This is a genomic window from Pseudomonas sp. LS.1a, assembly GCF_022533585.1.
Taxonomy (GTDB): Bacteria; Pseudomonadota; Gammaproteobacteria; order Pseudomonadales; family Pseudomonadaceae; genus Aquipseudomonas.
Map to the genome: position 1 here is coordinate 2,542,973 of NZ_CP092827.1, position 13,315 is coordinate 2,556,287.

At 66.2% G+C, this 13,315-nt stretch carries 13 protein-coding genes; 11 read left to right on the forward strand and 2 right to left on the reverse strand.

The genetic code is table 11. The features are described from left to right. The first annotated feature begins 166 nt into the window (after window positions 1-166). Window positions 167-1,816, forward strand: a complete 1,650-nt coding sequence (locus MKK04_RS11665; RefSeq protein WP_241106625.1) for a VRR-NUC domain-containing protein — start codon at window positions 167-169, stop codon at window positions 1,814-1,816. Further along, the gene (locus MKK04_RS11670; RefSeq protein ID WP_241106626.1) at window positions 1,813-4,074 is read left to right on the forward strand and encodes an ATP-dependent DNA helicase; all 2,262 of its coding nucleotides are present in this window, start codon (window positions 1,813-1,815) and stop codon (window positions 4,072-4,074) included. The genes MKK04_RS11665 and MKK04_RS11670 overlap by 4 nt, the downstream gene beginning before the upstream one ends. 73 nt (window positions 4,075-4,147) lie before the next feature. On the opposite strand, the gene MKK04_RS11675 is transcribed toward MKK04_RS11670, so the two are convergent. Then, a complete protein-coding gene (locus tag MKK04_RS11675; protein ID WP_241106627.1) occupies window positions 4,148-5,329 on the reverse strand; it encodes an NnrS family protein in 1,182 nt (393 codons plus the stop codon). A gap of 214 nt (window positions 5,330-5,543) precedes the next feature. Here MKK04_RS11675 and MKK04_RS11680 point away from each other — a divergent pair, with 214 nt between their 5' ends. The 9 genes from MKK04_RS11680 (at window position 5,544) to ureG (ending at window position 12,417) form a co-directional block, all read left to right on the forward strand. Then, window positions 5,544-6,458: a site-specific integrase gene (locus MKK04_RS11680; protein ID WP_207838005.1), complete on the forward strand. Its 915-nt coding sequence runs from the start codon at window positions 5,544-5,546 to the stop codon at window positions 6,456-6,458. Window positions 6,459-6,854: 396 nt separating this feature from the next. Then, complete coding sequence (locus MKK04_RS11685) at window positions 6,855-7,688, forward strand: urease accessory protein UreD (RefSeq protein WP_241106628.1); 834 nt, start codon at window positions 6,855-6,857, stop codon at window positions 7,686-7,688. A 9-nt stretch (window positions 7,689-7,697) separates the two neighbouring features. Continuing rightward, entirely contained in the window at window positions 7,698-8,000 is a 303-nt protein-coding gene (locus MKK04_RS11690; protein WP_003256923.1) for an urease subunit gamma, read from the forward strand. A gap of 19 nt (window positions 8,001-8,019) precedes the next feature. Then, window positions 8,020-8,337 (forward strand): urease subunit beta, encoded by a 318-nt coding sequence (locus MKK04_RS11695; RefSeq protein ID WP_025339426.1) that lies wholly within the window; start codon window positions 8,020-8,022, stop codon window positions 8,335-8,337. After that, on the forward strand, window positions 8,334-10,037 hold the full coding sequence (ureC, locus tag MKK04_RS11700) for an urease subunit alpha (protein WP_063913453.1): 1,704 nt from the start codon (window positions 8,334-8,336) through the stop codon (window positions 10,035-10,037). The genes MKK04_RS11695 and ureC overlap by 4 nt, the downstream gene beginning before the upstream one ends. 10 nt (window positions 10,038-10,047) lie before the next feature. Further along, window positions 10,048-10,545: an urease accessory protein UreE gene (gene ureE / locus MKK04_RS11705; protein ID WP_241106629.1), complete on the forward strand. Its 498-nt coding sequence runs from the start codon at window positions 10,048-10,050 to the stop codon at window positions 10,543-10,545. 17 nt (window positions 10,546-10,562) lie between these two features. Then, window positions 10,563-11,108, forward strand: coding sequence for a HupE/UreJ family protein (locus MKK04_RS11710; protein ID WP_207838014.1), 546 nt, complete (start codon window positions 10,563-10,565; stop codon window positions 11,106-11,108). Then, the gene (locus tag MKK04_RS11715) at window positions 11,108-11,782 is read left to right on the forward strand and encodes an urease accessory protein UreF (protein ID WP_241106630.1); all 675 of its coding nucleotides are present in this window, start codon (window positions 11,108-11,110) and stop codon (window positions 11,780-11,782) included. The genes MKK04_RS11710 and MKK04_RS11715 overlap by 1 nt, the downstream gene beginning before the upstream one ends. A gap of 11 nt (window positions 11,783-11,793) precedes the next feature. Continuing rightward, window positions 11,794-12,417 carry an urease accessory protein UreG gene (gene ureG, locus MKK04_RS11720; protein WP_010953755.1) on the forward strand — a complete coding sequence of 208 codons (624 nt, stop codon included), beginning with the start codon at window positions 11,794-11,796 and terminating at the stop codon, window positions 12,415-12,417. A 145-nt stretch (window positions 12,418-12,562) separates the two neighbouring features. On the opposite strand, the gene MKK04_RS11725 is transcribed toward ureG, so the two are convergent. Continuing rightward, window positions 12,563-13,291 carry a DUF899 domain-containing protein gene (locus tag MKK04_RS11725; RefSeq protein WP_207835125.1) on the reverse strand — a complete coding sequence of 243 codons (729 nt, stop codon included), beginning with the start codon at window positions 13,289-13,291 and terminating at the stop codon, window positions 12,563-12,565. Window positions 13,292-13,315: the final 24 nt, after the last annotated feature.

Here is a 13,315-nt window from a genome sequence, read left to right on the forward strand (position 1 = left end):
TGGTTTCAACAGCACTGCAATACCTGTGGGAGCGGCCTTGCGTCGCGATTGGGCTGCAAAGCAGCCCCCAAGCCGATAGCCGATTGTTGAGCGACCCACGGCACTTGCCAGGCACACTGGTCTGTATGTATAACCAGTATCCATTCCAGCCGCCTGACCCCAGCCCGTGATCGCCCATTCCGTCGACGACCCGTTCTATTACCTGCACAACTTCCGCCAGGTGCTGCTGTGGGTCGAACAGCGCTACGAAGACCTGCTCGATGATCAGGAACTCGCTTTCATCCGCACCTTCAGCCAACTGCACGCCCCGGCACAAGCCCTGATGGTGCGCATGGTCATGCGCAAAGGCGAGCTGTTTCGCAGTGATCGCCTCGACTATGCCGAAATCGGCGATACCGGGCAGGCCCTGCAGCCGTTGCTGGCCCTCGGCTGGGTACAGGAACCTGCGCAACTGGCGCTGGAGCAACTGTTCGTCTTGCTGCGCAAGGACGAACTTGCCCGCTGTTTTGCCCCGCAGCTGAGCCGTCCCCGCGCCGCCAAGCATGACCTGCTTGCACAGCTGCAACCCTTGGGCCTGCAAGCCCGGTCATTGGCCGAGTGGTTTCCGGACAGCGGCGTGCGCATCCTCCAGTGGTGCCTGCAACCCTTGTGCGACCGCATGCGCCTGCTGTTCTTCGGCAACCTGTACCAGGACTGGTCGGACTTCGTCCTTGCCGACCTCGGTGTGCTGCGCTACGAACAGGTGCCGTTCAGTGCCGATTCGCGTGCCCTGCAGCAACGTGCCGAAGTCGACCTGGCCATGGCCTTGCACCAATGCGCCGAGCGCCTGGAGCAGGGCGACGAGCCGCTGTCGATCCTGGCTGCCATGCAAGGCCTGCGCAGCGACAACCCGTGGCTGGCCCGGCGCCATGCGCGCCTGCAGTTCGCCCTGGGCCAGCAATGCGAACGCCTGGGTGACTGGGCGCAGGCCATGGCGGTCTACGCGCAGTGCAGCCATGCCCAGGCGCGCATCCGCCAGGTGCGGGTGCTGGAGCGCAGCGAGCAGTGGCCCCAGGCCCATGCGCTGGCGCTGCAACTGGCGGCGGCACCGGCCAACGCCCTGGAAGTGCAGGCGCTGGAGCGCATGTTGCCACGCCTGGCCCGCAAGCTAGGTGGCCCGCCACAGCGGCGCCAGCGTGTCGCGCCCCTGGACCTGATCGAGCTGGAGCTGCCCCGGGAACTGGCAGCGCTGGGCGTGGAGGAAGCGGTACGCCAGCACCTGGCCGAAGACGGTGGGCCAGTGCATTACGTGGAGAACACGCTGTTCAACAGCCTGTTCGGCTTGCTGTGCTGGGAGGCGATCTTCGCCCCGGTGCCTGGCGCGTTCTTCAACCCGTTTCAGGCCGCCCCGCAGGACCTGCACGACAGCGACTTCCAGCAACGCCGCAGTGCTCTGTTCGAACGTTGCCTGGCGCGGCTTGACGATGGCAGCCATCACCGGGCGATTCTCGACTGCTACGCCGCCAAGCAAGGCCTGCAGTCGCCGTTCGTGTTCTGGTCCATGCTCAGTGAAGAATTGCTTGAGCAAGCCTTGGCCTGCCTGCCGGCAGCCCATTTGAAACAGTGCTTCCTGCGCCTGCTGCAGGATATCCGCAACAACCGCGCCGGTATGCCCGACCTGATCCAGTTCTGGCCCCAACAGGGCCGCTACCGCATGGTCGAAGTCAAGGGGCCCGGCGACCGCCTGCAGGACAACCAGCTGCGCTGGCTGGAGTTCTGCCGGGCCCACGGCCTGCCCGTCGCGGTGTGCCATGTGCGCTGGAGCGAAACGCCGTGAGCTACAGCGTGGCGGTACGCGCCTTGTGCGAGTTCAGCGCCAAGGTCGGCGACCTGGACCTGCGCTTCACGCCATCACCCACCGCCCAGGAGGGGATCGAGGGGCATCGGCGGGTGGTGGCGGGGCGCGCTACGGGCTACGAGTCGGAAATTGCCCTCGAAGGCCAGTTCGAAACCCTGACGGTGCGCGGCCGAGCCGACGGTTATGACCCCGCCTGCAACCGCCTGGAAGAGATCAAGACCCACCGTGGCGAGCTGTCGCGCCAGCCGGCCAACCATCGCCAGCTGCACTGGGCACAGGCCAAGGTCTATGGCTGGTTGATGTGCCAGGCACGGCAACTGCCGGCCATCGAGGTGGCGCTGGTGTACCTGGACGTGGACAGCGACGGCCAGACGCTGATCAGCGAGCACTGCACGGCTGCCGAACTGCAGGCCTTCTTCGCAACCCAGTGCCAACGCTTTCTGGCGTGGGCACAAGGGCAGGAGCAACGCCTGGCCGAGCGTAACCGGGGCCTGCAAGCGCTGGGCTTCCCCTATCCGGCGTTCCGCCAGGGCCAGCGGCAACTGGCGGAGACCCTGTACAAGGCGGTAAGTACCGGCCGTTGCCTGATGGCCCAGGCCAGCACCGGAATTGGCAAGACCCTCGGTACCTTGTTTCCCCTGCTCAAGGCCATGGTGCCGCAGCAACTGGACAAGCTGTTCTTTCTCACCGCCAAGACCCCGGGCCGGGCCTTGGCCCTCGATGCCATGCGCCAGATCACCCACGCCACGCCGCAGCCGGCCTTGCGCACGCTGGAACTGATCGCCCGCGACAAGGCCTGCGAGCACCCTGACAAGGCCTGCCATGGCGAATCCTGCCCCTTGGCTGCAGGCTTCTACGACCGCCTGCCGGCCGCGCGGGAGGCGGCGGCAGCGTTGCCCTTGCTCGACCGCGCCCAGCTGCGCGACGTGGCCCTGGCGCACCAGGTGTGCCCGTATTACCTGGGCCAGGAAATGGCGCGCTGGGTAGACGTGCTGGTGGCGGATTACAACTACTACTTCGATGCCCACGCCTTGTTGTTCGGCCTGACCCAGGCCAACCAGTGGCGGGTCGCGGTGCTGGTGGACGAGGCGCACAACCTGGTCGAGCGCGGGCGCGGCATGTACAGCGCCAGTCTCGACCAGGGCCAGTTGCTGGCCCTGCGCCAGAGCAAACCGCACGGGCTGGTCAGTGCGCTGGACCGGCTGAACCGGCAGTGGAACGCCCTCTACAAGGAACAGCGTGCGCCGTACCAGGCCAGCGAGGCGCTGCCGGACGCATTGCTGCGTGCCCTGCAGCAATGCATCGGGCTGATCCAGGAGCAGATGAACCAGACGCCTGCGCAAATGGACCCGCAGGTGCTGCAGTTCTTCTACCAGGCGTTACAGTTCAGCCGGGTTGCCGAGCTGTTCGACGAGCACTTCCTGTTCGACATCAGCCAGCGCCAGGGCCCGCGCAAGCGCCGGCTGGCCACCCTGTGCCTGCGCAATGTCACCCCGGCGCGCCTGTTGGGCCCGCGCATGCAGGCGGCGCGCAGTGTGACGCTGTTTTCCGCGACCCTGAGCCCACGGCATTTCTACAGCGACCTGCTGGGCATGCCGGGCGATACCGCCTGGCTGGAAGTGGCCGCGCCGTTTCGCGCTGAACAGCTGGAAGTGCGCATCGCCAGCCAGGTATCCACCCGCTATCAGCAACGCCAGGCTTCGCTGGCGCCGATCGTCGAGCTGATTGCCCGGCAGTACGAGCGCATGCCGGGCAACTACCTGGCGTTCTTCAGCAGTTTCGAGTACCTGCAACAGGTGGCCGGGCTGCTGGCCGAGCGGCATGCACAGATACCCTTGTGGGTCCAGGAACCGGGCATGGACGAGGCGGCCCGCCAGGGGTTTCTCGACCGTTTTGTGGCGGATGGCCGTGGGGTGGGCTTTGCGGTGCTGGGTGGCGCATTCGGGGAGGGGGTGGACCTGCCGGGCACACGGCTGATCGGCGCGTTTGTCGCCACCCTCGGGCTACCCCAGGTCAACCCGGTCAACGAGCAGTTCAAGCAGCGCCTGGGGCGGCAGTTTGGTGCGGGGTTCGATTACGCCTATCTCTACCCGGGCGTGCGCAAGGTCATCCAGGCGGCAGGCCGGGTCATCCGGGGCGACCAGGACCGTGGCGTTCTGGTCTTGATCGACGAGCGCTTCGCCGAACCCCGGGTGCAGCAGATGTTCCCGGGGTGGTGGCCAGCGCCGGGAGGTTAACGCGGCCCCGGCAATTTGTGCGTCTGCGCTGAAACCTTGGGGCCGCAAAGCGGCCCCAATCTGGGCATCAAGGCTAGCCCGGCATACTGTCAGCCCGTGGCTGCAGCAGAATGGGCAGGTAGTGACGCAGGAACAGCAGCAGCGCCAGGCTCCAGCACACTACTGAAAGGCTCACCCCCAGCGGCGTTAACAGCGGCAGCACCACCCGCGCCAGCGTCGCCAGTTGTATCAAGGCAAAGGCCCAGGCAATGCTGGTCGGCACCTGCAGCGGCCTGCCGGTGTGGCCCAGGCTGACCCGTGCCATCATCGCCAGGATCAAGCCGCTCATGGCGCCTACGGTTAGGGCGTGGGTCACCAGGCTCGGGCCCAGCGCCACCCCGGCATGCCACAGCGCCATGCCCAAGCAGGCAATAGCAATCCAGGCATAGGCCAGGTGCAGCGACCACAGCAGGGGCAACCGCCACAAGCCACGGTCATGCCACAAGGCCAGGCGGGCCGTATGCAGGGCGAACAAGGCGCTGAACAGCACGGCCAGGGCGATACGTGGCGTATCGGCCAAGCCCGAGGCAAAGGCCAGCGGTACCGCCACGCTCAGCAGCAGGCAGGCCCGGTCCAGCCGGGGGCGGGCAGGGGGCGGGGCCATGTTGCCCAGGCCGCGCCGGGTGAAGAACGGGATCACCCGCCCGCCAAGCACGGTCATCATCGCGGCCACCAGCCACAACCCGGCAAACACCCCGCGGCGCTGCCACAGTTCGTCCTGGCGCAGCCAGCCGACCAGGGTCAGCCACTGGCAGGCGGCGATCAACAGCACCAGGCCGACGATCGGGTAGTTGTTACGCAAGCGCCGTTGCACGATCGGCCGTGTCAGGGCCAGTGCCACCAGTGGCAGGAAGCTGCCCTCGATCACAACCAGCAAGCTGCCCGGTAATGGCAGGAACCAGCTTGCCCGGCCCAGCAGCCAAAGCAGGAACAGACCCTGCAGCGCACGCCCGCTCAAGCCTGGGGTGCCGCTCCAGTTCTGCACGGCGGTCAGCAGGAAGCCGGCGATGATGGCGGCAGCAAAGCCATAGAGCATCTCGTGGCGGTGCCAGGCGAGCATGCCGCCGGGGGGCGTGGGCTCCAGCGCCCCGGCCAGAACGCCGGCCCACAACAGCAAGGCGAGCAGCGCAAACAAACTGCCCCCCAGGAAGAATGGGCGGAAACCCAGGCCCCAGACGGTCTGGCGCGGGCGTGACTCGATCGGCTGTACAAGCATGGGCGGTCCTTCGTTCGTTCAGTAGGCTCAATTGGGGTAAGATCACGATCCGTGCCAGCTTCAAACCCCTTGTATATCAAGGTGATGGCACCTCTCTGGGTCCGAATGACATGCGTACTTTGCTGTCATTCAGACTTGCTTATATGTCGTTTTGACTTGCTTCAGGGTTTGGCCGGTTCGCCGCTGGTCAACGCTTCGCTACAGGATTCACGTTTTGTCCGAGCTCTCGAAAAATCCGCTGCTGCAGTACATGGCCCGCCTGGCCCCATCCAGCCAGCAAACCATGCGCTACATCCTTCAGGACGCCGCCGACCGGCTGGGTTTTGTCGACTGCAATATCGTCGATGTGCCTTGGCATCGGCTCGAGCCCGGCCATGTGATCGCCCTGGTAGCGGCGCTGCGTGCCGACGGTTACGCACCCAACAGCTCGTCGCTGTACGTCAACGCCATCCGCGGTGTGATGAACGAAGCCTGGCGCCAGGGCCTGATCGATCACGAGCAGTTGCTGCGCATTCGCGAGGTCAAGCCGGACACTGGCAGCCGCCTGCCGCCGGGGCGCAACCTGCGCCGCAGCCTGATCCGCGAGCTGATGGATGTGTGTGCGGCCGACCCACGGCCGCAGGGGGTACGTGACGCGGCGATCATCGCTTTGCTGTACGGCACAGGCATGCGCAAGTCGGAATCGGTGGACATCGACCTGGACCAGGTCGATTTCGAGGCGCGCAGCCTGCAGGTGCTGGGCAAGGGTAACCGCCAGTTGATCAAGTACGCCCCGCCATGGGCGTTCGAGAAGTTGCAGGCGTGGCTGGACCTGCGCCGCCAGGACCTGCCGGCAGGGGCTGAAGACGACCCGTTCCTGTTCAACCGCATCCGCCGTGGCAGCCACATCACCCGGGCGCGTATCACCAAGCATGCCATTTACTACATCGCCCGCCAGCGTGGCGCGCAGGTGGGCGTGAAGATCATGCCGCACGACTTCCGCCGGGCGTTCATCACCCGGGTGATCGAAGAGCATGACCTGTCGATTGCGCAGAAGCTGGCGCATCACGCCAATATCCAGACCACGGCCATCTATGACCGGCGTGATGACAACGAACGCCGGCGTGCGGTGGACCGCTTCGATTACTGAGGCTTTGCCGCTGTATAAAGGGCTAGCTCCAACCCTGTGGGAGCGGGTTCACCCGCGAACACGGGCGAAGCCCGTGCCATGCACTGGGTGGGATGCTTCGCGGGTAAACCCGCGCCCACAGAGGCCGTGTCACAGCATCGGGTAATTTTTTGCCTTGAGATGGCCCGGCACCGAAACAGGGCCGATGCACGCCCCCGCCTTGTGCGCCATCCCCCCGTATGCCCGATGCCAGAGCGGCTGCGGCAAAAGTTTCATTTTCGTTCACCTGCGGAGTTGGCCCGCAACCTGCTATATCCAGCCTGAGAATTTGATCGAGTGGTCAGGCCGCGCGCGCTGTAGCCGTGCGTGCCTGCCCCTCTAAACGGCCAGCAGGCCACGGATTTCAGGGGCCGCAGGATGTCGCTCGCGGAGCAGATTGAACAACAGCAAGACGATGCAGGCTGGAGCGCCCACCTGCAGTTGCGCTTCGTCAGGCACGACGAGGTGACCCGCCTTGGTGCGTGGCGGCATTTCGGACCTCTTTTGGTGCAGCGGCCGTTCTATCCGGAAGGTGCACCTTGCCATGTCTACGTGCTGCACCCACCCGGCGGCATCGTCGCCGGCGACCGCCTGGAACTGGACATCCAGCTGGAACCGGGCAGCCACGCGCTGCTGACCATGCCCGGCGCCAGCAAGTTCTACCGCAGCATCGGCCCGACCGCGCGGCTGGCCCAGCGCTTCCACCTGGCCGCTGGCAGCACCCTGGAGTGGCTACCGCAGGACAGCATCTTCTTTTCCGGCGCCCGTGCCAGCCTGCAAAGCCGTTTCACCCTCGAACCGGGGGCGCGCCTGCTGGCCTGGGAAACCCTGTGCCTGGGGCGCCCGGTGATGGGCGAGCGTTTCGACCAGGGTGCCCTCGACAGCCGCCTGCACATCGAACTGCCCGACGAAGTCGGCCTGCACGAGCGCCTGCGTCTTGAAGGCGGGCGCCTGGACAAGCTAGGCGGGCATCCGCTGCTGGCCACCTTCTGCGCCGCACCAGCCGACCAGGCCGTGCTGGAGCTGGTGCGCCCGCTGCTTGACGAACTGGCCAACCCGGCTGGCGCGACCCTGCTCGGGTCGCTGCTGGTGATCCGCGTGCTCGACCATGACAACCAACACCTGCAACGCACCCTGCAACGCCTGTGGCATGTGCTGCGCCCGGCCGTCCTCGGCCTGCCTGCCTGCCCGCCGCGTATCTGGGCTACCTGAGAGAGCGCCATGGAGCTGACCCCGAGAGAGAAAGACAAACTGCTGCTGTTCACCGCCGCGTTGCTGGCGGAGCGGCGCCTGGCCCGTGGCCTGAAGCTCAACTACCCGGAAGCGGTGGCGCTGATCAGCGCCGCCGTGCTCGAAGGCGCCCGTGATGGCCGCACCGTCGCCGAGCTGATGAGCCTGGGGCGCGAAGTGCTGAGCCGCGAGCAGGTAATGCCCGGCATTGCCGAAATGCTCCACGACGTGCAGGTCGAAGCGACCTTCCCGGATGGCACCAAGCTGGTGACCGTGCATGACCCCATCGTCTGAAACTGCCCAGGAGCCCCGCATGATCCCAGGTGAAATCCAGGTCGCCGCCGGCGACATCGAGCTGAACAGCGGCCGCGCGACGGTCAGCGTCAGCGTGGCCAACCATGGCGACCGGCCGGTGCAGGTCGGCTCGCACTACCACTTCTACGAAGTCAACGAGGCGCTGGTGTTCGAGCGCGCACCGACCCTGGGCTTTCGCCTGGACATCCCCGCGGGTACCGCCGTGCGTTTCGAACCCGGCCAGGCGCGTACCGTGCAACTGGTGGCCTACGCCGGCAAGCGCGAGGTCCATGGCTTTCAGGGCAAGGTGATGGGCGCGCTGGAGGGCAGGGCATGAGCCGTATTTCCCGCCAGGCCTATGCCGATATGTTCGGCCCCACCGTGGGCGACCGCGTACGCCTGGCCGACACTGCGCTGTGGGTCGAGGTGGAGCAGGACTTCACCATCTATGGCGAAGAGGTCAAGTTCGGTGGCGGCAAGGTCATCCGCGATGGCATGGGGCAGGGCCAGATGCTGGCCGCCGAAGCCATGGACCTGGTACTGACCAATGCCCTGATCATCGACCACTGGGGCATCGTCAAGGCCGATATCGGCATCAAGCACGGGCGCATCGCGGTGATCGGCAAGGCTGGCAACCCCGATGTGCAGCCCGGCGTGAACGTGCCGGTGGGCCCCGGCACCGAGGTGATCGCGGCCGAGGGCAAGATCGTCACCGCCGGTGGCGTCGACTCGCACATCCACTTCATCTGCCCGCAGCAGGTGGACGAAGCGCTGAACAGCGGTGTCACCACCTTCATCGGTGGCGGTACCGGCCCGGCCACCGGCACCAACGCCACCACCTGCACGCCCGGCCCCTGGTACCTGGCGCGCATGCTTCAGGCCGCCGACAGCCTGCCTATCAACATCGGCTTGCTGGGCAAGGGCAACGCCTCGCGGCCGGAAGCACTGCGCGAGCAGATCGCGGCCGGTGCCGTGGGCCTCAAGCTGCACGAAGACTGGGGTTCGACACCGGCGGCCATCGACTGCTGCCTGGGTGTGGCCGAGGAAATGGACATCCAGGTGGCGATCCACACCGACACCCTCAACGAGTCCGGCTGTATCGAAGACACCCTGGCGGCCATCGGCGACCGCACCATCCACACCTTCCACACCGAGGGTGCGGGTGGCGGCCACGCCCCGGACATCATCCGCGCAGCGGGGCAGGCCAACGTATTACCGTCCTCGACCAACCCGACCCTGCCGTACACGGTCAACACCGTGGACGAGCACCTGGACATGCTCATGGTCTGCCACCACCTGGACCCGAGCATCGCTGAAGACGTGGCCTTTGCCGAGTCGCGCATCCGCCGCGAAACCATCGCCGCCGAGGACATCCTCCACGACATGGGCGCCTTTGCCATGACCTCGTCCGACTCCCAGGCCATGGGCCGGGTTGGCGAGGTGGTGCTGCGCACCTGGCAGGTGGCCCACCAGATGAAGCTGCGCCGCGGGCCACTGGCGCCAGATACCAGCTACAGCGACAACTTCCGGGTCAAGCGCTACATCGCCAAGTACACCATCAACCCGGCACTGACCCATGGCATCGGCCACGAAGTGGGCTCGGTGGAGGTCGGCAAGCTGGCCGACCTGGTGCTGTGGGCGCCGGCGTTCTTTGCGGTCAAGCCGGCCCTGGTGATCAAGGGCGGGATGATCGTCACTGCGCCCATGGGCGACATCAATGGCTCCATCCCCACGCCGCAACCGGTGCATTACCGGCCGATGTTCGGCGCCCTGGGCGCGGCACGGCATGCCACGCGCATGACCTTCCTGCCCCAGGCAGCGATGGACCGCGGCCTGGCCGAGGAGTTGAACCTGCGCAGCCTGATCGGCGTGGCCCACGGCTGCCGCCGGGTGCGCAAACCGGACATGGTCCACAACACCCTGCAGCCGCTGATCGAGGTCGATGCGCAGACCTACCAGGTGCGTGCCGACGGCGAACTGCTGGTCTGCGAGCCGGCCCGCGAACTGCCGCTGGCCCAGCGTTACTTCCTGTTCTGAAGGAGCATCGATGATTGTCTTGACCCGCCGTATCACCGACCCCGGCACGCTGGGCGAAACCGGAACCGTCACCCTGGACGTGGACAGCCGCATCAAGAGCCGCCTGCGGGTGACCCTGGATGATGGCCGCGAGGCCGGGCTGATGCTCGAGCGCGGCCACCTGCTGCGCGGAGGCGAACTGCTGGCCGATGCCGAGGGTACACAGCTGATCCGTGTGCTGGCGGCACCCGAAGCAGTGTCCACGGTGCGCTGTACCGACTCGCACTTGCTGGCCCGCGCGGCCTATCACCTGGGCAACCGCCATGTGCCGCTGCAGATTGAACCCGGCCTGTTGCGCTTCCAGCACGACCATGTGCTGGACGACATGTTGCGTGGTCTGGGCCTGACGGTAGAAGCCGAACAGGCACCCTTCGAGCCCGAAGCGGGCGCCTACCAAAGCGCGCCGCACAGCCATAGCCATGCCCACGGCCACGATCATCCGTTCGTGCGCCTGCCTGCCCATTCCTGAACTGCCTGGAGCAACCGATGAAAAAGACTTTCGCCCTGTTTCTGCTGATGCTGGCGCTGCCAGCCTTCGCCCACCCCGGGCACGACGCCAACCCGCTGCAGGACGGCCTGCTGCACCCGCTGACCGGGCTTGACCACCTGCTTATGCTGCTGGGCACCGGTGTGCTCGCCGCGTTGACCCGGCGCAGCCTGACGCTACCCCTGGCAACCCTCGCGGCGATGTTCGGCGGCGCGGTGTGCGGCCACCTGTTCGGCGATGTGCTGGGCATGGAAACCCTGATTGCCGTGTCGCTGCTGGTGGCTGCCGGGGCCGTGCTGCTGCCTCGCCGTCAACTGCTGCTGGCCATGGCCATGCCGGTGTTCGCCCTGTTCCATGGCTGGGCCCATGGCGTGGAGGCCACACCAAGCGCGTTCTGGCAATTCAGTGCCGGCTTCGTCACGGTCAGCGGCCTTTTGCTGGCGGCCGGCTTCGCGGTCGGTTGTCTGCTGCGCAGGCATAGTGGCTTGCAGAAAGCCTTTGGCGGTGGCCTGCTGGCCGGCGCCGCGCTGGTACTGGCCGGTTGATGGACAGCGACCTGGCGTTGCTGCGCCTGTTGCAGCTGGCCAGCCCTGGCTTGCCGGTGGGTGGTTTTACCTACTCGCAAGGCCTGGAGTGGGCGGTCGAAGTCGGCTGGGTACGGGACGTGGATGGTTTCGCTGCCTGGCAGCGCGAACAGATCGACGACACCCTGGCCTGCCTCGACTGGCCGGTGCTGGCGCGCCTGTACCGTGCCTGCCAGGCCGAGGACGCCGAGGCTTTCGGCCACTGGAGCCGCTTTCTGCTGGCCAACCGCGAAACCGCCGAACTGCGCCTGGAAGAGCAGCAGCGCGGCGCGGCGCTGGCACGGCTGCTGGATGGCTGGCAACTGGGTCAGGCGCCGGCCTGGCGTGCCAGCCTCGAACTCACCCAGCTGGGCGGTATGGCCTGGCTGGCTGCGCACTGGGCGATCCCATTGCGCCAGTTGGCCCTGGGTCATGGCTTTGCCTGGCTGGAGGGCGCGGTAATGGCTGGGGTCAAGCTGGTGCCGTTCGGCCAGCAGGCTGCCCAGACCTTGCTGCGCGACCTGGGGGCAGGGCTGCCTGCAGCCCTCGACCAGGCACTGGCCCTGGGCGATGACCAGCTTGGCGGCGGCCTGCCGTTGCTGGCCATTGCCTCATCGCGTCACGAAACCCAATACACCCGTTTGTTCCGTTCCTGAGGACTGCCTGCATGCAAAGCTATCAACAACCCCTGCGCGTCGGTGTCGGCGGCCCGGTCGGCTCCGGCAAGACGGCGCTGCTCGAGGCCTTGTGCAAGGCCATGCGCGACCACTACCAGATCGCTGTGGTCACCAACGACATCTACACCAAGGAAGACCAGCGCATCCTCACCGAAGCCGGGGCCCTGGAGCCGGAGCGCATCGTCGGGGTGGAAACCGGCGGTTGCCCGCACACGGCGATTCGTGAAGACGCCTCGATGAACCTGGCGGCGGTCGAAGCACTGGCGCGCAAGTTTGGCAACCTTGAGGTGATCTTCGTCGAAAGCGGCGGTGATAACCTGAGTGCCACGTTCAGCCCGGAGCTGGCCGACCTGACCATTTACGTGATCGATGTGGCCGAAGGCGAGAAGATTCCGCGCAAGGGCGGGCCGGGGATTACCAAGTCGGATTTCCTGGTGATCAACAAGACCGATCTGGCGCCCTATGTGGGCGCTTCTCTGGAAGTGATGGAGCGCGATACCCAGCGCATGCGCCCACAGCGGCCATGGACCTTCAGCAACCTGAAGAAGGGCGAGGGGCTGCAGGCGGTGATCGATTTCATCGTCGAGCGCGGGATGCTGGGCGTGCGCGGGTGATGTAACGGGTTGAACGCCGTCTGGACCATGGCGCAATTCCTGTGGGAGCGGGTTTACCCGCGAACACCGGCGCAGCCGGTGCCACCCACCGCGTTGGCTTCTTCGCGGCTAAAGCCGCTCCCACAGGGATATATGTTGCCTCACGTTATGTATGGCAGCAGTGAGGTTTGTCCGGCTGCCCTTCATAACGGTCATGGTGCCGCACCCAGTCCATGGTCCCACCCTCATTGCGCCCCAGTGGCGCAATGTCGAGGAAGTTGTAGGTATTGACCAGGATATCCAGCCCGCGGGCATAGGTTGAGTAGGTGTGGTACACGCTGCCATCCGGCTCGCGGTAGAACGCACTCAGCCCGGGAAGCTCGCTTTCGTTGCCGTCATAGGGCTCATAGTTGTACTGCCGCTGGCCCTCACTGCCAACGCTGACGCCAAAGTCCTCGTTGAACCCGCTGCCATGTGACGAATACCAGGGGAACTGCCAGCCCATGCGCCGGCGGAAGGCCTGGAACTCGGCATACGGCGCCCGCGACACCGCCACCAGTGACACGTCGTGATGCGCCAGGTGCAGGTTGGCGCCGTCAAAGTGGTCGGCCAGGAACGAGCAGCCGGGGCAGCCTTCGCTCCAGCCCTCGGCGAACATGAAGTGGTAGACCAGTAATTGGCTGCGGCCCGCGAACAGGTCGGCCAGGCTCAGTTCGCCGTCCGGCCCGTGGAAGCGATAGCCGTGCTCCAGCTTGACCCAGGGCAGGGCGCGACGGGCTGCGGCCAGCGCGTCGCGGTGGTGAGTAAAGGCTTTTTCGTGCAGCCACAGCTGCCGGCGGGCCGCCAGCCACTGGCTGCGGGAAACCACCGGGTGACTGCTTTCGCTCGTGCTCATGGTGCTATCTCCACATTGGGGGAT

Bases quoted from the DNA above. Each gene is read 5' to 3' on its own strand.
- MKK04_RS11675 (WP_241106627.1), bottom strand. From the start codon at position 5,329: ATGCTTGTACAGCCGATCGAGTCACGCCCGCGCCAGACCGTCTGGGGC.
- MKK04_RS11685 (WP_241106628.1), top strand. From the start codon at position 6,855: ATGTCGCTCGCGGAGCAGATTGAACAACAGCAAGACGATGCAGGCTGG.
- MKK04_RS11690 (WP_003256923.1), top strand. From the start codon at position 7,698: ATGGAGCTGACCCCGAGAGAGAAAGACAAACTGCTGCTGTTCACCGCC.
- MKK04_RS11695 (WP_025339426.1), top strand. From the start codon at position 8,020: ATGATCCCAGGTGAAATCCAGGTCGCCGCCGGCGACATCGAGCTGAAC.
- ureC (WP_063913453.1), top strand. From the start codon at position 8,334: ATGAGCCGTATTTCCCGCCAGGCCTATGCCGATATGTTCGGCCCCACC.
- ureE (WP_241106629.1), top strand. From the start codon at position 10,048: ATGATTGTCTTGACCCGCCGTATCACCGACCCCGGCACGCTGGGCGAA.
- MKK04_RS11710 (WP_207838014.1), top strand. From the start codon at position 10,563: ATGAAAAAGACTTTCGCCCTGTTTCTGCTGATGCTGGCGCTGCCAGCC.
- MKK04_RS11715 (WP_241106630.1), top strand. From the start codon at position 11,108: ATGGACAGCGACCTGGCGTTGCTGCGCCTGTTGCAGCTGGCCAGCCCT.
- ureG (WP_010953755.1), top strand. From the start codon at position 11,794: ATGCAAAGCTATCAACAACCCCTGCGCGTCGGTGTCGGCGGCCCGGTC.
- MKK04_RS11725 (WP_207835125.1), bottom strand. From the start codon at position 13,291: ATGAGCACGAGCGAAAGCAGTCACCCGGTGGTTTCCCGCAGCCAGTGG.